Origin of the sequence: Rummeliibacillus pycnus (assembly GCF_044359855.1) — a bacterium.
Classification (GTDB): domain Bacteria; phylum Bacillota; class Bacilli; order Bacillales_A; family Planococcaceae; genus Rummeliibacillus; species Rummeliibacillus pycnus_A.
The window spans coordinates 2,293,130-2,312,235 of sequence record NZ_CP132291.1 but is presented as its reverse complement, the minus strand read 5'-3'; the positions used below and the strand labels follow the sequence as shown (position 1 = coordinate 2,312,235).

The 19,106-nt window shown below is 34.6% G+C and carries 16 protein-coding genes; 12 read left to right on the top strand and 4 right to left on the bottom strand.

Features of this window, described 5'->3' with window-relative positions; genetic code table 11:
• The first annotated feature begins 354 nt into the window (after positions 1–354).
• The gene (locus tag Q8X41_RS11260) at positions 355–873 is read left to right on the top strand and encodes an RNA polymerase sigma factor (protein WP_397536435.1); all 519 of its coding nucleotides are present in this window, start codon (positions 355–357) and stop codon (positions 871–873) included.
• Positions 866–1,750 (top strand): DUF3298 domain-containing protein, encoded by an 885-nt coding sequence (locus tag Q8X41_RS11255; protein ID WP_397536434.1) that lies wholly within the window; start codon positions 866–868, stop codon positions 1,748–1,750. Before Q8X41_RS11260 ends, Q8X41_RS11255 begins: the two co-directional genes overlap by 8 nt.
• A gap of 159 nt (positions 1,751–1,909) precedes the next feature.
• Here Q8X41_RS11255 and Q8X41_RS11250 read toward each other — a convergent pair whose 3' ends face one another.
• From Q8X41_RS11250 to Q8X41_RS11240, 3 genes are all read right to left on the bottom strand, one after another.
• Positions 1,910–3,070 (bottom strand): class I SAM-dependent methyltransferase, encoded by a 1,161-nt coding sequence (locus Q8X41_RS11250; protein WP_397540253.1) that lies wholly within the window; start codon positions 3,068–3,070, stop codon positions 1,910–1,912.
• A gap of 82 nt (positions 3,071–3,152) precedes the next feature.
• The gene (gene nhaC / locus Q8X41_RS11245; RefSeq protein WP_397536433.1) at positions 3,153–4,538 is read right to left on the bottom strand and encodes a Na+/H+ antiporter NhaC; all 1,386 of its coding nucleotides are present in this window, start codon (positions 4,536–4,538) and stop codon (positions 3,153–3,155) included.
• 488 nt (positions 4,539–5,026) lie between these two features.
• Positions 5,027–5,767, bottom strand: coding sequence for a FadR/GntR family transcriptional regulator (locus tag Q8X41_RS11240; protein ID WP_397536432.1), 741 nt, complete (start codon positions 5,765–5,767; stop codon positions 5,027–5,029).
• Between the two features lie 568 nt (positions 5,768–6,335).
• Between Q8X41_RS11240 and putP the strand changes: the two genes are divergently transcribed.
• The 9 genes from putP (at position 6,336) to Q8X41_RS11195 (ending at position 16,741) form a co-directional block, all read left to right on the top strand.
• Positions 6,336–7,823, top strand: a complete 1,488-nt coding sequence (putP, locus tag Q8X41_RS11235; protein WP_397536431.1) for a sodium/proline symporter PutP — start codon at positions 6,336–6,338, stop codon at positions 7,821–7,823.
• 68 nt (positions 7,824–7,891) lie between these two features.
• A complete protein-coding gene (locus Q8X41_RS11230) occupies positions 7,892–8,584 on the top strand; it encodes a VOC family protein (RefSeq protein WP_397536430.1) in 693 nt (230 codons plus the stop codon).
• Positions 8,585–8,744: 160 nt separating this feature from the next.
• Complete coding sequence (gene hflX, locus Q8X41_RS11225; RefSeq protein WP_397536429.1) at positions 8,745–10,013, top strand: GTPase HflX; 1,269 nt, start codon at positions 8,745–8,747, stop codon at positions 10,011–10,013.
• Positions 10,014–10,469: 456 nt separating this feature from the next.
• Complete coding sequence (locus Q8X41_RS11220) at positions 10,470–11,957, top strand: peptide MFS transporter (RefSeq protein ID WP_397536428.1); 1,488 nt, start codon at positions 10,470–10,472, stop codon at positions 11,955–11,957.
• Positions 11,958–12,337: 380 nt separating this feature from the next.
• Positions 12,338–13,288, top strand: a complete 951-nt coding sequence (locus tag Q8X41_RS11215) for an ABC transporter permease (protein ID WP_397536427.1) — start codon at positions 12,338–12,340, stop codon at positions 13,286–13,288.
• Complete coding sequence (locus Q8X41_RS11210) at positions 13,281–14,231, top strand: iron chelate uptake ABC transporter family permease subunit (RefSeq protein WP_397536426.1); 951 nt, start codon at positions 13,281–13,283, stop codon at positions 14,229–14,231. Before Q8X41_RS11215 ends, Q8X41_RS11210 begins: the two co-directional genes overlap by 8 nt.
• The gene (locus Q8X41_RS11205; RefSeq protein WP_397536425.1) at positions 14,228–14,989 is read left to right on the top strand and encodes an ABC transporter ATP-binding protein; all 762 of its coding nucleotides are present in this window, start codon (positions 14,228–14,230) and stop codon (positions 14,987–14,989) included. The genes Q8X41_RS11210 and Q8X41_RS11205 overlap by 4 nt, the downstream gene beginning before the upstream one ends.
• Positions 14,990–15,005: 16 nt before the next feature.
• On the top strand, positions 15,006–15,986 hold the full coding sequence (locus Q8X41_RS11200) for a siderophore ABC transporter substrate-binding protein (protein WP_397536424.1): 981 nt from the start codon (positions 15,006–15,008) through the stop codon (positions 15,984–15,986).
• Positions 15,987–16,132: 146 nt separating this feature from the next.
• Positions 16,133–16,741 (top strand): phosphatase PAP2 family protein, encoded by a 609-nt coding sequence (locus Q8X41_RS11195; RefSeq protein ID WP_397536423.1) that lies wholly within the window; start codon positions 16,133–16,135, stop codon positions 16,739–16,741.
• Positions 16,742–16,785: 44 nt separating this feature from the next.
• On the opposite strand, the gene Q8X41_RS11190 is transcribed toward Q8X41_RS11195, so the two are convergent.
• Positions 16,786–17,991: an MFS transporter gene (locus Q8X41_RS11190; protein ID WP_397536422.1), complete on the bottom strand. Its 1,206-nt coding sequence runs from the start codon at positions 17,989–17,991 to the stop codon at positions 16,786–16,788.
• A 144-nt stretch (positions 17,992–18,135) separates the two neighbouring features.
• On the opposite strand from Q8X41_RS11190, the gene Q8X41_RS11185 reads away from it, so the two are divergent.
• Entirely contained in the window at positions 18,136–19,017 is an 882-nt protein-coding gene (locus Q8X41_RS11185; protein ID WP_397536421.1) for a LysR family transcriptional regulator, read from the top strand.
• The last annotated feature ends 89 nt before the right edge of the window (positions 19,018–19,106 follow it).

Below are 19,106 nucleotides of genomic sequence, written 5' to 3'. Positions count from 1 at the left end.
ATTGTTATATGTATATCTATTAGAACATTGTCTATGAAGCGCCATCTGAGCGGCATACTAAGTAAATACTGGAAATGAAATATTATCCGAATTATTGAGTTGTTTATTTAGAAAATATTTGTATTGATAACTAGAAAAGCATTTACGAAATTGATTTATGTATATGAAGAAAAGCAAACAATATTCCAAATTTCATATACATAAATATTTAGTGTTTTATATATCTAATGAGCGTTACCTAGCTGATAGATTAAATATTTCAGCTTTTGTTGCCAAAATTGCAGTAAAACTTTTTATGCATGTATAATCGTCTTTAAAATGTATACAGGAAAATTCCCTAAAGGAGCTCTAGGAATGAAAAAAAGAAAAGCGCAGCTAAAATATGATGATGATTTATTATCATTTATTCGAGCAAATAAAAAACAACTATATTGGCTAGCGTATAGTTATGTGAAAAACGAACAAGATGCGTTAGATATTGTTCAAGAAAGTATTCAAAAGTCTATGCAATATTATGATCAACTTATAGAGAAGGCAAAGCTAAAAAGCTGGTTTTATAAAATCGTCGTTAATACATCGCTTGATTTTTTAAAGAAAAATCGTAATTTACCGACTGAAGACGATACATTATTATTTTTGACACCGTCACAAGAAGATCATTATGAAAATATTGATCTTCAACAAGCGTTATCAACATTACCAACAAAATATCGTGAAGTTGTTATATTACGTTTCTTTGAAGATATGAAAATCGAAGAAGTAGGTTATGTTCTCAATGAAAACACAAATACGATTAAAACCAGGCTTTACAAAGCATTGAAACTTTTGAGAATTGAACTTCAAGAGGAAGAAGGCGAGAATTACCATGGATAAAAAACTAAAGGAATTACAAAATCAATATGAAAGCATCCCTATTCCAGACAATTTGGATGAAGTGGTAGAAATGGCTATTAAAAATGGAAAAAAGAAAAAAATAGTTCCAAGATGGCTTTTTAGTACTGTAGCAGCAGTGGCAATTTTCACTGTTGGAGTGAACATTAGTCCAGCAATGGCTCAAACATTAGATGGTATACCAGTTATAAATAAAGTAGCGAAAATTCTTACTTTCCGTGAATATAAAGTAAAAGATGAAACATATGAAGCAGATATTAAAGTACCAAATATTAAAGGTTTAAATGATGATAAATTAGAATCTAAGTTAAACGAAAAATATATTGAAGATGGAAAAAAACTTTATAGTGATTTTAAAGACACCGTTGCAGATATTAAGAAAAATGGTGGTGGCCATTATGGTGTAGAAAGTGGTTACTCAGTAAAGACAAATGACGAGCAACTTGTATCAATCGGTCGATATGTTGTAAACACAGTGGGCTCTTCATCAACAACGATGAAGTACGATACGATTGATAAAGAAAATAAAGTCGTTCTAAGTCTGCCAATGCTATTCAAAGACGATGCCTATATCAAAACCATCTCCAACTATATCGAGGAACAGATGAAGAAAGAAATGAAAGAATCTAATATGGATAAAACCTATTGGGTACAAGGTGTAGATGGGCAAGATTTTGGTACATTTGATGGATCCAAGAATATTAAACCAAATCATAACTTCTATATTAATAAGCAGCATCAATTAGTCATAGCATTTGATAAATATGAGGTAGCGCCAGGATACATGGGACTAGTTGAGTTTAAAATCCCAACCAAAATAATTCAAAAGGATTTAGTTAGCAATCAATATATTAAATAATTTCGCAGTTATAGGCTTGTCGTTTCTCCTACAGAAAGCATCCGCCTGTAGCGAAACGGATAAAGATCATCAGTATCGGTAAACGCAGTCTAAAAAATCTAAACATAAATTTAAAAAAACATGTCCCACCAAAAGGTGGGACATGTTTTTTGTTAAAGATTAATCTAGATACTCTTTTAATTCATTTTCCAAAAATGGTTTGGCGGATAACAATTCGGTAAATGCATTATAACGCGCTTTTTGTACAATAGTCGGTTTTTTACCAGTGTAGTAAGCTCGTATTAAGATATTCTTTGGTGTATGCTCCATATCGATAAATTCTAGTAGCTGTGCATCATAACCTACAAGATTTAAGATTTCAGCACGAATAGAATCTGTTGCAAGAGCTGCAAATCGTTCTTTAATAATGCCATGTTGTAACATGATATCAAGTGATGATGATTGTAGTTGACGATTTAGTTCATGTTGACAGCAAGGGACGCTTAAAATTACACGAGCACCCCATTTTACAGCACGAGCTAAAGCCATATCTGTTGCAACATCACAAGCATGAAGAGTTACGACCATATCAACGGCTGTTTCATCATTATAGTCATTAATATCGCCAACTAAAAATTCTAGTTGATCATACTGCAAGTCTTTTGCGATTTCCGCACATTCTTCAATGACTTCTTTTTTCAAATCAAGACCAGTAACGCGGATATCTAATCCTTGTTCAACCTTTAAGTAATGATATAGCGCAAATGTTAAGTATGATTTTCCAGAACCAAAATCTAAAATACGAATCGTACGGTCCTTTGGTAAATAGTCAAGTGAAACATGTATAAATTCGATAAAACGGTTAATCTGCTTAAACTTATCATATTTTTGTTTTTTAACTTTGCCTTCGGGAGATTGAACACCGAGACGAATTAAGAATGGGTATGGCTGATCGGGATCCAGTAAATAATTTTTCTTACGGTTATGTGATAAATTCACTTTTTTCTTTTCCGTTTTTTCAGCTTTCCATAGAACTTTGTTTTTCTTAGAAAGTTGAACGTGGATATTTTCCTTCATAAATTCACCCTGGAATTGTCGGAACTGTTCAAATAACTCATTTAAGCTATTGCCAATCAAAGAGAGAGGCACGTTTTCATGTTTTAAAACTCGCTCGTATTGATATTCTAATTGAATGTGATAACTGCCTTTTAATTTAATTGGTTTCATCTTAACACGTTTTAAATCACTAGATTTTGTACGTGGTTGACTGATGGTTGCTGATACAAGTTCTTCTTTTAATAAATACTCGAGCAAACCTTGTTTCATTTCATTAAAATCCATCATTTTTCGCCTTCTTTATCATTTAATCGTTGGCATAAGTGTATCATAATTTTGGATTTTCTAAACTGTGAAGGTAGATTCGCTACTTTTTATCGATATACGAAAGCGTCTTACCAGTCCAACCTGCAATGACGGTTAGGATTGGAGAGAGAAGGCAGAAAAATGCAAAAGGAAAGTAATCCCAAGTAGATACAGATAACACATTTGTGATGAAAATCCCACATACACTCCATGGGACAAGTGGATTGACAACAGTTCCTGCGTCTTCTGCAACACGTGCTAAGTTTTTGTTTTTTAAGCCTACTTTTTCAAATTGTGATTGGAATGCTTGTCCTGTTAATAAGATAGAAAGATATTGTTCGCCAATTAATGTATTAACACCAATGGCTGTTAATGCAGCACCCGTAATAACAGAGCCGAAACTTTTGAAAAGTTTTTCAATACGGGATAGTAATGTTTGGATGATACCTAAAGTAAACAAAAGCCCCCCCATACTAAGAGCTAAAATTACAAGGCCAACAGTAAACATCATGCTATTAATGCCCCCGCGAGATAATAGAGAATCGATATCTTTAATACCAGTATGAGATGTATACCCGTTAAATAGAATGTTCAAGACATCACCAAATCCATAGTGATGATGGAAATAAGAAACCAAAATAGCTACAATAGTGCTCGCAGCTAATGTTAAAACTGCCGGTGCTTTTTTCAGTGCCATTATAATAAGAACAACAAGAGGAATCAATGTGTACCAGTGAATCATACCAGTTGAAAGCAATCCCGTTTTGAATGTTGTAATTTTATGTGCGTTTTGTAATACCTTTGATGGTGACAAAATTGCATATACAATTAATGAAAGAATAAGTGCAGGAATGGTTGTCCAGCACATATTTTTAATATGTTCAAATAAATCGACGCCCATTATTGTAGAAGATAAATTGCAAGTATCAGATAATGGAGACATTTTATCACCGAAGAAAGCCCCAGATACAATGGCACCTGCAGTAATCGCAAGTGAAATATCCATTGCGCTAGCCATCCCTATAAAGGCTACTCCTACAGTTGCTGTGGTCGTAAGAGAACTACCGATCGCAATCCCTACAATACAAGTAACGATAAATACTACTGCATAGAAGAAATGTGGAGTAATCGTTTCAAATCCTAAGTAGATGAGTGTAGGAATTGTCCCACTCATCATCCAACTACTGATTAATGTGCCAATAAAGAAGAAAATGAAAATTGCACCAAGTCCTGCTGAGGCGCCTTCCACAAGCCCATTTTCTAACTCTTTGTAGGGGACTCTTTTATATAGACCATATGCCATTAATAATAGAATAGCGATTAAAATAGGCATATGAGGTACTGATTTAAAACCCGCTATGCAAAATGTCATAGTAGCAATAATTAAAATGATTAAGATGAATGCCTCTAAAAAGGAAGGGGTCATCTTGGCTTGAATACGAAACATGGTAATTCCTCCTTCAGTTTTTACAATTTATCTAGCTCTACGCGCAAACGAGCGCGTTCGCTTTAAAATAAAAAATCCTTCAATCCCATCGAAAGGGACGAAGGAGAACTCCGCGGTACCACCCTAATTGTCAAAATTACTTTGACCACTTCATTAGTCTCAAGTTTAACTGATGGTGTAATTCATCATTGTAAAAACCTAGGCTTGCAGCATCCGCCTAGTCTCTATTTGCTGTTATCTACAACACTACAGTTGGTCCATCTCTTGAATTATACTTTTTCACTTCAACGCGTTGAAGCTATAAAGTATTTTAACATGTTTTGATAACTAGTCAATACATTTGACGTAATTAATATATTACTAATAGTAAATTTATATAATAATAGCTTCCTATATATGTCAGATTATCTTATTAAGAGGTAAAACTGATTTAGTTTTAATTAAAAAAGGAGTTGCCCAAAATTATATTCCGGGCAACTCCTTATATATTATTGATGATCCAATTTTTGAATATCTGTTTCCTTAAAATATTTCATAAGGATATTTTCAACATTTTCAAGGTGTGAGAACATTGCTTGTTTAGCCTTTTCTTCGTCCTGTTTCACAATTGCATCATAGATTTGTATATGTTCTTTAAATAATTTTTCACGAGTTGTTTGTTTAGAATACAACCAAATTCTTCTAGTTTCTTTCATCGTTTCGAACATCAAACCAGATACTTGATCCAAAAAAATAGATAGTAAGGGATTATGCGATGCTTTGGAAATTGCAGTATGAAACTCAAAGTCTATTTTTTCGCCTAATTCTCCATCATCCTGTAACTTGCCCATTTCATCTAAAATGTTCTGTAAGACTGCTAAATCGGCATCTGTTCTATTTCGGGCTGCAGAACTAACGGTCCCTACTTCGATAATTTTCCGTACTTCTAGAAGATTGGATATATCTTCTTTATTCATAAGAATAGCAGTAGATAATGGAAAGACCATATGATTCGCATCAAATGATTTTACAAATGTTCCTTCTCCTTGTTTTATATCAACTAACCCCATTGCTTTAAGAGCGGATAACGCTTCTCTTATTGCGGAGCGGCTAACTTGGAAATTTTCTGCAAGCTGTTGAACTGAATCAAGTCGATCTCCAGGCCGTAGTATACCTGTTCGTATCATTTCATGTAAAGTTTCTGCCACTTCTTCGTATAATTTTTTTGCTTTTATCTTCTTGTATATCAAAATAGCTTCACCTCAGGAACACTAAAAATACACGATTGTAGCTTCATTATACACAATATTTCTCTCCCTAGTATTTCTTTTCTAAAAATAAAATGATATTACATAACTCATCCGGAGGGGTGACAGGTAAATAATCTCTCCGTAATCTATCGCTGTTTCAACAGTAGTTGTAGGACTAGCACAAAAATCAATTAAATAAGATATTGTCCATATTTCGAATCAACATATTATGTTAGTTCTTTTCCATAAGGCAGTGAATTGTTGATTGATTAAATTTGAGCATTACTTTTGAAAAATACAATAAATATACAATGTGGTAGTTTTAAACCTTATTAAATGAGTGCAAGAATACATAAATAATCAACTATTTTTAAGGTTATTAATAACTGAATTATATGATAGTATAGAAAATATAAAGAACTTTATTTGATAGAGTTGTGAAGAGCTAAAAGTATTCATCCTTAACATTTTGAATTTAACTACTATATTTAGCAATTATAATAGGGGTATTTTTTGTAATGAGAAGTATAGATGGATACAAACAGAATTATATGAAGGGGGAATCTAGATGTCCGACAATATGTTCCAATTATTGGCCATTCTCATTTATATGGTTGCAATGTTGGTCATTGGATGGTATGCATTCCGTAAAACGTCCAATTTAACAGACTATATGTTAGGCGGACGATCGTTAGGACCTGCTGTTACTGCTTTAAGTGCTGGAGCAGCAGATATGTCAGGTTGGTTATTAATGGGTTTACCAGGGGCTATTTATGCAAGTGGTTTAATAGAGGCGTGGATTGCCGTTGGTTTAACTGTAGGGGCCTATTTAAACTGGCTATTCGTGGCACCACGTTTACGTATGTATACGCAAGTATCTAATGATTCAATTACTATTCCAAGTTATTTAGATAATCGTTTAAAAGACAAAACAAAATTATTAAGAATTGCATCTGGTCTCATCATTTTAGTATTTTTCACTTTCTATGTCTCTTCAGGGATGGTAGCTGGTGGAGTATTCTTTGAGAGTTCATTTGGTTATAACTACCATACAGGTTTATTGTTAACTTCAGGTGTGGTCATTGCTTATACGTTATTTGGCGGTTTCTTAGCAGTGAGTTATACAGACTTTATACAAGGGCTTGTTATGTTTTTAGCGCTCATTATAGTTCCAATTTTTGGGTTGTTTTTAACAGGTGGTTTTTCAGAGACAGTAGCTTCGATACACGAAGTGAATCCAAAATTATTAAGTTTATTTTCGGGTGCTACGGTAACCGGAGTTATTTCAACTGTTGCTTGGGGGCTTGGTTATTTTGGACAACCCCATATCATTGTTCGATTTATGGCTATTAAAAGTGTAAAAGAAACAAAACAAGCACGACGTATAGGAATCGGGTGGATGTTATTAAGCTTAATTGGTGCGGTTGCTACTGCGTTAGTGGGGATTTCGTATTACCAACAAAAAGGTCTAACTTTGAAAAATCCAGAGACTGTATTTATAGCGCTTGGTCAAATACTATTTCATCCGTTTATCGCAGGTATTATGTTAGCGGCTATTTTAGCGGCAATCATGAGTACGATTTCTTCACAATTAATCGTTACATCTTCTGCTTTGGTAGAAGACATCTATAAAGCGGTATTTAAAACGAACGCTTCTGATAAACAATATGTATTTTTGGGACGAATGGCCGTATTACTTGTTTCTGTTTTAGCGATGTATTTGGCTTGGGAACCAGGCAATAAAATTCTAGATCTTGTATCATTTGCTTGGGCTGGGTTTGGTGCAGCGTTTGGTCCAATTATCTTGTTAACACTTTACTGGAAAAAAATTACGAACTGGGGTGCTCTAGCAGGCATGGTAGCTGGTGCTGCAACTGCTTATATTTGGGGATCTAATGAGCATTTACATAAGGTCATGTATGAGATTGTTCCAGGTTTTATCATTTGTTTAATTGTCGCAGTAATTGTTAGCTTAATTACGTATAGACCAAATAAAGAAATCGAAGATGAATTTGATAGAACAATAGAATTATTAGAACAAGAAAGAAGAGGGTAAAGGGGGCCCACCTGTAGTTTGCAAAAAAATGCGGCTACAGGCTAATTTTTTCTAAGGGGTGGTAATAAATGTTCGAATTAGATCATGTTGTATATTTTACAACAAAAAGTCCAGCTCAAGTTGTGCAGGAAGTTACAATAGAAGGAATTCATCCAGTTTTAGGTGGGCAGCATATACAATGGGGAACGTATAATGCGTTGCTATATACTAGAAATAGTTATATTGAATGGTTAGCGGTGGAAAATGCTGATGTTGCAAAGGTGACGAACCAACCACTTGTTAAACAGTTACTTTATGATATTAATGATGGTGAAGGTTTTTACTCATTATGCTTAAGGTCAGATGATTTAAAAAGGAAAAATCTCTATTTCAAAAAGCTTGGCTATCGTACGAGTGGAGTTTTGCCAGCCGAAAGAAAAACAGCAGATGGCAAGGTCATTAGATGGAATATGTTATTTATTGAGCAAAAACTAGATGAATCCCTGCCGTATCCATTTTTTATCGAGTGGGAGCAGCCTTTGCAAGAAAGGTATGACATGCTAAAAGCGGATGATACAATTCGTAAAGCAAATGAAGAATTACAAATAGAACGTTGTATTTTCAATGTGAAAGATGTAAATAGAAAACTTACACAGTGGTCACGTTTATTATCATTACCTGTAAAAGGAAATACATTGAAATTGGCTAATACGACGTTTGTTTTTCAACAATTGCAAGAAGGAAAAGAACGCCTTCATACAATCGATATTGTGAAAGTTTGAGTTATTGACATTTATTATGTTAGGATGAACATAACTTATAATACAAAGTGCTAGGAGAGTAGAATAAGCAATCTACTCTCTTTTTAATTAAGAGCAGAAGTGACCTTTAGTAAGGGACTGCTAGATAGTAAGCTTAAGACTTGTGAAGGAGGAATATTTTTTGGATCCATTTATCGAGAAAGCCATATTAGTTGGAGTCAATTTACGTAATGATTTGCACTTCGACTACTCAATAGAAGAACTAGGAAATTTGGCAGAAGCACTAAACGTAGAAGTGGTTGGTGTTGTAACCCAAAATTTAGAACGTATAAATCCTTCGCACTATGTTGGTACAGGTAAAATAGAGGAAATTAAAAATTTCTATGATGAAGCAGATGCAAATTTAGTGATATTCGATGATGAATTATCACCGTCACAAATTCGCAATTTGGAAAGAGATATGGAATGTAAGGTTATTGACCGCACAATGCTTATTCTTGATATATTTGCTAGACGTGCTAAATCGAAGGAAGCACAAATGCAAGTGGAATTAGCGCAACTGCAATACATGCTACCGCGCTTAGTTGGACTTCGAGATTCCTTAAGTCGCCAAGGTGGTGGCACAGGCGGTGGATTTAAAAACCGTGGTGCAGGTGAAACAAAACTCGAACTTGATCGCCGTAAAATTGAAGAACAAATTGCAAAACTCAATAAAGAGTTAGAGCTTGTAAAAGAGCAACGTGAGACACAAAGAAAGCAACGTCGTAAAAGTGAAATTCCAATTGTATCAATTGTAGGTTATACAAATGCAGGGAAATCTACTATTATGAATCAATTACTAAATAAAATTAATCAAGATGAGCATAAACAAGTTTTTGAAAAAAATATGCTATTTGCAACGCTTGAAACATCAGTAAGACAAATTACATTGCCTGACAAAAAGAGCTTTCTACTGACAGATACAGTTGGTTTTGTAAGTAAACTTCCGCATCATTTAGTAAAAGCTTTCCGTTCCACACTGGAAGAAGCAAGAGATGCAGATTTACTTTTGCATGTGGTGGACGCATCCAATGCAGAAAACCAATATATGATGGAAGTTACAAACGACACATTGCATGCAGTTGGTGTAGAAGACATTCCAACTATTTATGTGTTTAACAAAGCAGACCTAGCTAATCTTGCTTATCCTTATGTAAATAACAATCAAATTTGGATGTCAGCTAATGAGGGAGCGGGGCTTGATGAATTACTACAATTAATTCGTCAACACATCTTCTCTGATTATGTAACGTGTACATTTTGTATACCGTTCGATCGAGGAGACATTGTTTCTTATCTGAATGAATCTGCTCATATATTAGAAACAGCTTATGATGAAAATGGCACTGTTTTAAAAGTAGAAGTTCATGAATCGACTGCGCAAAAATATAAAAAGTTTCGGGTAAACTAGGAGATGACAAAAGTCATCTCTTTTTTTATTATGAACTGTTAAATTTGAGTATTGATTTTGAAAAGAATAGTTTGTGCAAGCACATAACTCGGATTACGATTAGTGTGCTAGCACTTTAGATAAAAATATCAACAGTATTCATTAACAGTGCCTTAATTAATAATGGATGAGCGAAATAAAATGTGTTTATGGAAAGTACATCCTTTTTAGGGGTGTTTTTCAATGTATAAAATAGTTGTAATTTTCTGATTATAAAATATATTCAAATGTTGATATTAAAGGACTTATTCTTATTAAGAAAATCAAAAAATAAACATTTTACCTTTTCAGATTATTTTTTGACATGAAACAACTGTGCGTGTATAATGGACAACATACTTCGGAAATTACTAAGATATAAACTTTATAGTTTGAATTGTGAGACTATTTTTTATATTGAAAGAAGGAGAGTTTCTTATGGCAACTAAAGAGGAAATCGTCAAGTCAGTTCCTCAAACTGGATTCTTCGGACATCCAAAGGGATTATTTAGTTTGTTCTTCACAGAATTCTGGGAACGCTTCTCATACTATGGTATGAAGGCAATCCTTATATATTTCATGTATGATACAGTACAAAAAGGTGGTTTGGGGTTAGATAAAACTACAGCCACTTCGATTATGGCAATTTATGGGTCTTTAGTGTATATGTCAGGTATTATCGGGGCATGGATTGCTGACCGTATTTTAGGTACTAGAAGAACAATCTTCTGGGGCGGTATTTTAATAATGATTGGTCATATCTGCTTAGCAGTTCCTGGTGGTTTGCCATTCTTATTTACTTCAATGGTATTTATTATTATTGGTACTGGTTTATTAAAACCAAACGTATCATCAGTTGTTGGTGATATTTATCCAGATGGTGATAACCGTCGTGATGCAGGCTTCAATATCTTCTATATGGGTATCAACGCAGGTGCGTTCATCTCTCCATTAGTTGTAGGTGCCGTAAAAGAAAATTATAACTATCATGCAGGTTTTGGTATTGCGGCAATTGGTATGGCTATTGGATTATTTATGTTCACTCTTAATCAAAAACAAAAATTGGGTCTTGCGGGTGTAGAACCTAAAAACCCATTAAATGCTAAAGAACGTAGTAGCATTCTTAAAAAATTGATTGTAGCAGTTATTGTAGTAGCGGTATTAGTTTTAATTGCAGCAATGAGTGGTAACTTATCAATTGATGGAGCTGTTAACTTCTTCACAGTGATCGGTTTATTAGCACCAATCTCAGTATTTATTTGGATGTTCTCTAGTAAAAAAACAAAAAAAGAAGAGAAGTCACATCTTCTTGCATATATCCCTTTATTTATTACGGGTACAATGTTCTGGATTATTCAAGAACAAGGTTCAACCATTCTTGCTACTTATGTAGCACAACGTACTGATTTAACAGTTGGATCATTTAAAATTCCACCTTCTTGGTTCCAATCATTAAACCCATTATTTATCATTACAATGGCTCCAATCTTTGCTTGGATTTGGGTTAAATTGGGCAATCGTCAGCCATCTACACCAATTAAATTTTCATTCTCACTATTATTTGCTGGTTTATCATTCTTAATCATGATTATCCCTGCGATATCTTCTGGCGGTAAAGAATTAATAAGCCCATTGTGGATTGTTCTTTCATTCTTCCTAGTAGTAGTTGGTGAATTACTGATGTCACCAGTTGGCTTATCAGCAACAACGAAATTAGCTCCAGCTGCATTTGCTGCACAAACCATGTCACTTTGGTTCTTAGCTAGTACTGCAGCTCAAGCACTTAACGCTCAATTTGCAAAACTATTTGCGGAAATTTCTGAAGTTCAATACTTTGGCTATCTTGGTGGAGCTTCTATAGTACTATTCTTTATCATGTTATTACTAAGCCCTTGGATTTCTAAGAAAATGGGGACCCTTAAATAAAGTTAATTTTATACAGGACCTGTCCTATCAAAGTCGGTTATGCCGATTTTGTAGGACGGGTCTTTTTTATTTCAAAGACTGTGTTAATAGATCCTGTTGATTTCGTATTCGCAGTGCCAGCACAATATAGATTTCTTTACAAATAGTAACAATCATATTTAACAGCGTCTATTTAAAAAAGGCTAAATGAGAATAGGGGAACGCAAAAAAATGAGTAATTATAGGCATTTTTCATTAATTCTCCTTTTACTTGATAATCATTTTCAATTAATCGTTGAAAATGATTATCAAGATGATATAATAAATATTGTGAGTTAAATGATAATGATTTTCATTTTCATTTTATTAACTTACAAAATGGAAAAAAGTCGGGGATTGTTATGAAGAAACGATATTTATTTTTAGCGCTGGTTGTCTTATCAATCGTATCTCTCTTCGTAGGGGTAACGGATATATCACCAAAGGATTTACTCAATATTCATTCAGAGAAAACACAAATCTTCCTTATTAGTCGTGTACCTAGGTTAATCGCGATTATCTTAGCAGGGTTTGGTATGAGCATTGCGGGCTTAATCATGCAAAGCTTAAGCCGCAATAAGTTCGTGTCACCTACAACGGCTGGAACATTAGATGCCACTCGTTTAGGAATTCTTGTATCGATGCTGTTATTTGCTAACGCTTCGATGTTGGAAAAAATGGCTGTATCATTTGTATTTGCATTAGTCGGCACACTATTATTTATGCAAATTTTGGACCGTATTAAATTTAAGGACGCAATCTTTATTCCGCTAGTTGGGTTAATGTTTGGAAATATTTTATCTTCTATTACAACTTTCTTCGCCTATAAGTCGAACGTTATCCAGAATATTTCGACTTGGTTGCAGGGGGATTTTTCAATGATTATGAAAGGTCGCTATGAATTGCTCTATATTAGTGTTCCAGTATTAATCATTGCCTATTTCTATGCAAATCGTTTTACAGTTGCGGGGATGGGGGAAGATTTTGCAAAGAACTTAGGGCTAGCCTATAAGCGTATCGTCAATTTTGGTTTAATCCTCGTAGCTTTAGTGACTACTACTGTTGTGCTCACAGTAGGCATGATTCCATTTTTAGGTTTGATCATCCCGAACATTGTTTCCATTTTTAAAGGAGATCATTTACAAAAGACTTTACCGCATACTGCATTGCTAGGAGCAATCTTCCTATTGATTTGTGATATTTTAGGACGTGTGTTGATTTATCCATATGAGATTTCGATTAGCTTAATGGTAGGCGTTATCGGCAGTGCGGTCTTCCTATTCTTGTTGTTTAGGGGGAGAGCATATGCGTAACAGAATGAAAATGATTATACTAGCGGTTCTTGCTGCTATGTTTTGTGGCTTATATCTATTTCAAGGGTTGAATGGTAATTATGATTACATATTGCCTCGCCGTGCAATTAAAGTGATTGCGATGGTGTTAACCGGTGTTTCCATTGCCTATTCAACTGTTATTTTCCAAACAATCACACATAATCGCATTTTAACCCCCAGCATTATGGGATTAGATTCGTTGTATTTGTTATTGCAAACAGTCATCATCTTCTTCCTCGGATCTAGCCATGTGGCGATTATGGATACACAAGTGAATTTCATTATTTCTGTAGTTGTAATGATTGGCTTTGCTTTATTGCTCTATCAGTTTCTATTTCGCTCAGGTGGCCGTCCGATTTACTTTTTACTTTTAGTTGGCATTATTGTTGGGACTTTTTTAGGAAGTGTTACAACTTTCATGCAAGTGTTAATTGATCCAAATGAGTTTGCTCGAGTGCAAGATAAGATGTTCGCAAGTTTTAATAATGTGAATGGCGATTTAGTATGGTTTGCATTAGTAATCGTCGTCATTGTAATGGTAATTGGTTGGCGTATGATAAATCAATTAGATGTCCTATCACTTGGTCGTGAAACAGCCATTAACTTAGGCGTTCCGTACGATAAGGTAGTAAAACGCATGCTTATCATATCTGCAGTGTTAATCGCAGTATCAACAGCATTAGTTGGACCGATTACATTCTTTGGATTAATCGTAGCAAACTTGTCTTATCAATTTTTCCAAACATACAAGCATTCGGTGCTCATTACGGGTGCAGCTCTTATAAGTCTAGTGGCATTAATCGGTGGTCAATGGATTGTTGAACGTGTATTTACTTTTTCAACAACCTTAAGTGTTATCGTCAATTTCATCGGTGGTATCTACTTTATTTACTTATTATTAAGGGAGAGTCGATCTGCATGATTCAGGTAAAAGAAATATCCAAATTCTTTGGGAAGAAAGTCGTCGTCGATAAAGTAAGCGTCGATATCAAACGTGGAAAAATTACTTCATTTATCGGTCCAAATGGTGCCGGTAAATCTACATTATTATCGATGGTAAGTCGCTTGTTAGATGCAGACACGGGTGAAGTGTTACTTGATCAAAAAGATGTGAAGAAAGTAAAATCCAATGACTTTGCAAAACGCGTATCGATTTTAAAACAATCCAACTTCATGAATGTACGCTTAACAATTCGTGAACTTGTTTCTTTTGGGCGGTTTCCATATTCACAGGGGCATTTAACAGATGAAGATAATCAGAAAGTCGATGAAGCTATTCACTATATGAATTTAGAGGTTATTCAGCATGATTATTTAGACGAGTTATCAGGTGGTCAACGCCAACGAGCATTTATTGCGATGGTAATCGCTCAAGATACCGAATATATATTGCTGGATGAACCATTAAATAACTTAGATATGAAGCATTCTGTTCAGATTATGAAAATCTTACGTAAGCTTGTGGATGAACTAGACAAAACGGTTGTTATTGTCTTGCATGATATCAATTTTGCATCTGTTTATTCGGACTACATCGTTGCATTAAAAGATGGAAAGGTCATCAAAGATGGCCCAACCAATGAAATTATTAACTCTGAATCATTAAAGGAAATATATGATATGGATATTCCTATTCAAGAGATGAATAGTTGCCGTATCTGCGTATATTTTAATTCATAATAAAGGAGATAAAAAAATGAAAAAGTGGTCGTTATTCACATTAGTATTCGCCATGCTTCTTGTATTAGGGGCATGTGGCTCTAAAGAATCAAGTAAAGAGGATTCAAATGGTGGTTCAAAAGAAGAAACAATTACAGTAACAAATGATTTTGGTATTCAAAATGAAGATGGCTCGTCTGATGCTATAAAAGACGAAGTAAAAGTACCCAAAAATCCTAAAAAAGTCGTAGTTTTTGATATGGGTTTTCTAGATACACTTGATACGCTAGGTGTTAAAGTTGCAGGTGTCCCACAAGATACTATCCCAAAATATCTTAAAAAATACGCAAGTTCAGATTATGAAAATGTTGGTGGCTTAAAAGAACCTGATTTTGAAAAGCTTGCAACAATTGCTCCGGATGTTATTTTTATCTCTGGTCGCCAAGCAAGTCTATATGAAGAGCTAAGTAAAATTGCCCCAACAGTTTATGTAGGTTTAGACACTTCAAAATACATGGATTCATTTAAAAAGAATACAGAACTAGCTGGTCAAATCTTTGGAAAAGAAGATCAAGTAAAAGATGAATTAGCAAAAGTTGATGATACAATCGCAAAAGTACAAGCTGAAACAAAAAACTTAGACAAAAAAGCTTTAATCATCTTAGGTTCTGAAGGGAAAATCAGTGCTTATGGTCCTGCATCACGCTTCGGAGTTATTCACGATGTATTTGGTTTTAAAGCTGTTGATAAAGGCATTGAAGTTTCGACACATGGACAAAACGTATCTTATGAATATGTTTTAGAAAAGAATCCAGACATCATCTTCGTAGTAGACCGTGATTCTGTTGTTACTGAAGGAGCATCTGCGAAAAAGGATATTGAAAATGATATCGTAAAGAAAACAAATGCTTATAAAGCTGGCAAGATGATTTATCTTAACCCAGAAGTTTGGTACTTATCAGGTGGCGGATTACAGTCTGTAACTGAAATGGCTAAGGAAGTAGAGGCAGCTCTATAAATTTTATAAAATACAAAAACACCTAGCAAATTCCTGCTAGGTGTTTTGCTTGTTGGAAAAATGAAATGATATTTTTTGTATTATTTCATAGAATGATAAAAAGGGATAGTAAGAAGAAAAGAATATTTTAGAAGAGGGGGAGCTTGATGACGAAATTTTTCTGCTTCTTAGCAATTGTCACTGCTAGTATCTTTTTTCTTTTCTATATCAGTTTAAATAGTGCTTGGGTAACTAGTTTAGATACAAGTGCTGCAACTCTTTTGAAAGGTAATTCTTTCATTGAATTCTTCCATTACTTTGGAAAAACAAAGTTTATTATGATAGTAGCTGTTCTACTATTAGTTTGGTTATGGATTCGAAACCACAATTATCGAGGTATGACGTTAGCACTTTTAACGATTGCTGGAGGAAATGTATTAAATCATATATTGAAGGAATGGGTTCATAGATCTCGTCCAGTTATTCCGCATCAATTGAAGAGTTTTAGTTTTCCTTCTGGTCATGCGATGGTAGGTATTCTTTATCTATTTACAATAGCTTATTTTGCAACTGAACACGAAGCATCGGAGAAAAAGAAAATACTCCTATGGTCATTTGCGATAATTATGGCTGCTCTAATAGGATTATCTCGAATTGCAGGGAGCCGTCATTTTGCATCAGATGTTATTGCAGGGTGGGCGATTGGTTATACATGGTTCATTTTGAGTATCATTTGGTACGAACGCCGGAAAAAAACTGTAGAGAGACATAAATGATAGGTATAAAGAAAAGGCACTGATTATTCATTTAGTGCCTTTTCTTATACTTGTGTTGCTACCTTTTTCGTTGTGATTTTCTGAATAATAAACGCTAAAATAGCTGCTATTAACAGGAATATTAAGATGATACTAATAACACCGCCCCAACCGAAATAAGACCAGAATATTCCACCAGTCGTACCACCAATACTTGATCCTGCATAGTAGAAGAATAAGTAAAGTGAAGAGGCTTGTGCTTTATCATGAGTTGCTCGTCTGCCGATCCAACCGCTAGCAATTGCATGTCCGCCAAAGAATCCAAAGGTGAAAAGGGCAATACCGAGAACCTTAATCAATAGGTTGCCTACTAAAGAAAGGGCTGCACCTCCAAACATTAAACCGATGCCACTTAATAAGATTTTATAACGACCATGATGATCGGCCAACCCACCCATCCATGCAGAACTAAATGTACCAACTAAGTAGATTAAGAATATCCAACCAACAATTGTTTGACTTAAAGAATAAGGAGGTTCTAATAGTTGGAATCCGATATAGTTATACATTGTTACAAATGAACCCATAAGTAAAAAACCAATCCCAAATAGACTTAGTAATGCAGAATCTTTAAGATGCATCACCATAGATTTGAATAAGGGTTTAAAGGCTAGCTTTTCAGGTTTAAAATGCTTTGATGCAGGTAGTAAAAAGTAAAAGGCGATAGCTACAAGTAAACTGATGATACCGATTGTCACCATACCAATTCGCCAGTTAAAGTAATCACTAACTGTCCCCATAATAATACGTCCAGCAAGACCGCCAATAGAGTTCCCACTAATATAAAGTCCCATTGCAGCACCTAAACTGGAAGGTTCAATTTCCTCCCCAAGATAGGCCATTGCAATTGCAGGAAGTCCTGCAAAGACAATTCCTTGAATTACTCGCAAAACAAGTAACATATGATAGCTTGGTACGAAGGCAATCAATAACGTTAAAATTGCTACAGCTATCATTGAAAAAGTCATAATTGGTTTACGACCCCAAGCTTCAGATAGAGATCCAACGATTAGCATACTAATAGCTAAAGAAATAGTTGTTAAAGACAAGGATAGACTAGCAGTAGTCGGTGAAATATGAAAAACCTTTGATAGTGTTGGTAACACTGGTTGGGTCATATATAAATTCGCAAATGTACTAAAAGCACCCGCAAACAATGCTAAGTTTGCTTTACGAAAATCCATTGTTCCTTTCTTTATATAATCATCCATTGAAAATATCACTCCATAAAATAATGGCAAATAGTAAATTGAATTGTCATTTTTTTGTTACGGTTTATTATAGAATCATTCTATTGATAAGTACAATTTATTATTTTCATCAATTTAATTCGATTTGGTTATTAGGGGGTAATGATGGATTTACAGCAATTAAAGTATTTTCAAACCGTAGCAAGAATAGAGCACATGACACATGCTGCTGAAAAATTGAATATCTCTCAACCAGCACTTAGTAAATCAATCGCGCAGTTAGAAGAGGAAGTAGGCGTCCCATTATTTGATCGAAAAGGGCGTTCCATCAAATTAAATCGTTTTGGTGAGTTATTTTTAAAAAGAACAATGCCGATTAATAAAATGTATGAGGATGTTAAACAAGAGATTACAGATATAATCACACCAGATTATGGGGTGATAACGGTTGGCTTTACGCATACAGTTGGAATGCAACTTATTCCTCGTTTGGTACGCATGTTTCGCAGAAAATATCCAAACGTACAATTTGAATTCACACAAAACAATTCCTTACATTTACTTCAACAATTAGAGGCAGGGGAGTTTGATCTTTGTTTGGTACCGTATGTCGAAACAGATATTTCATTCGAATGGGTTGAACTTTGGAGTGAAGAATTATTTGTCATTGTACCAAAAGACCATAGATTAGCAGATCGTGATCAAATTCACTTATCAGAAATAGGTGATGATCCATTTGTTTCATTAAAAGAAGGAAATTCTCTTCGGCAAATTAATGATCAATTATTAGAACTTGCGAATATTTCTCCAGAGGTAGTTTTTGAAGGAGAAGAATTCCATACACTTGCAGGGTTTGTTGAAGCAGGGTTAGGTGTCGCTTTACTTCCGAATATAAGGGGATTAAATGAGTATCATTTATCAACAATTCGTGTTAGTGAGCCAATATGTCGACGTAAATTAGGAATCGGCTATATGAAGAAAAGATACATGTCTCATGCAGCTCAAACATTTCAGGATTTTGTCGTTGGGGAATTTAGAGGGAAGTAGACTTTTTCTCGAAAAGGGAATTTTCCTTTATGAAATAATGGTGCCCATAGGATACGCATACAATGAACAAAATGTTCAAATAAAAAGAG

Bases quoted from the DNA above. Each gene is read 5' to 3' on its own strand.
- nhaC (WP_397536433.1), bottom strand. From the start codon at position 4,538: ATGTTTCGTATTCAAGCCAAGATGACCCCTTCCTTTTTAGAGGCATTC.
- Q8X41_RS11260 (WP_397536435.1), top strand. From the start codon at position 355: ATGAAAAAAAGAAAAGCGCAGCTAAAATATGATGATGATTTATTATCA.
- Q8X41_RS11215 (WP_397536427.1), top strand. From the start codon at position 12,338: ATGAAGAAACGATATTTATTTTTAGCGCTGGTTGTCTTATCAATCGTA.
- Q8X41_RS11255 (WP_397536434.1), top strand. From the start codon at position 866: ATGGATAAAAAACTAAAGGAATTACAAAATCAATATGAAAGCATCCCT.
- Q8X41_RS11190 (WP_397536422.1), bottom strand. From the start codon at position 17,991: ATGGATGATTATATAAAGAAAGGAACAATGGATTTTCGTAAAGCAAAC.
- Q8X41_RS11195 (WP_397536423.1), top strand. From the start codon at position 16,133: ATGACGAAATTTTTCTGCTTCTTAGCAATTGTCACTGCTAGTATCTTT.
- Q8X41_RS11250 (WP_397540253.1), bottom strand. From the start codon at position 3,070: ATGGATTTTAATGAAATGAAACAAGGTTTGCTCGAGTATTTATTAAAA.
- Q8X41_RS11210 (WP_397536426.1), top strand. From the start codon at position 13,281: ATGCGTAACAGAATGAAAATGATTATACTAGCGGTTCTTGCTGCTATG.
- Q8X41_RS11220 (WP_397536428.1), top strand. From the start codon at position 10,470: ATGGCAACTAAAGAGGAAATCGTCAAGTCAGTTCCTCAAACTGGATTC.
- Q8X41_RS11230 (WP_397536430.1), top strand. From the start codon at position 7,892: ATGTTCGAATTAGATCATGTTGTATATTTTACAACAAAAAGTCCAGCT.
- Q8X41_RS11185 (WP_397536421.1), top strand. From the start codon at position 18,136: ATGGATTTACAGCAATTAAAGTATTTTCAAACCGTAGCAAGAATAGAG.
- Q8X41_RS11205 (WP_397536425.1), top strand. From the start codon at position 14,228: ATGATTCAGGTAAAAGAAATATCCAAATTCTTTGGGAAGAAAGTCGTC.
- putP (WP_397536431.1), top strand. From the start codon at position 6,336: ATGTCCGACAATATGTTCCAATTATTGGCCATTCTCATTTATATGGTT.
- Q8X41_RS11200 (WP_397536424.1), top strand. From the start codon at position 15,006: ATGAAAAAGTGGTCGTTATTCACATTAGTATTCGCCATGCTTCTTGTA.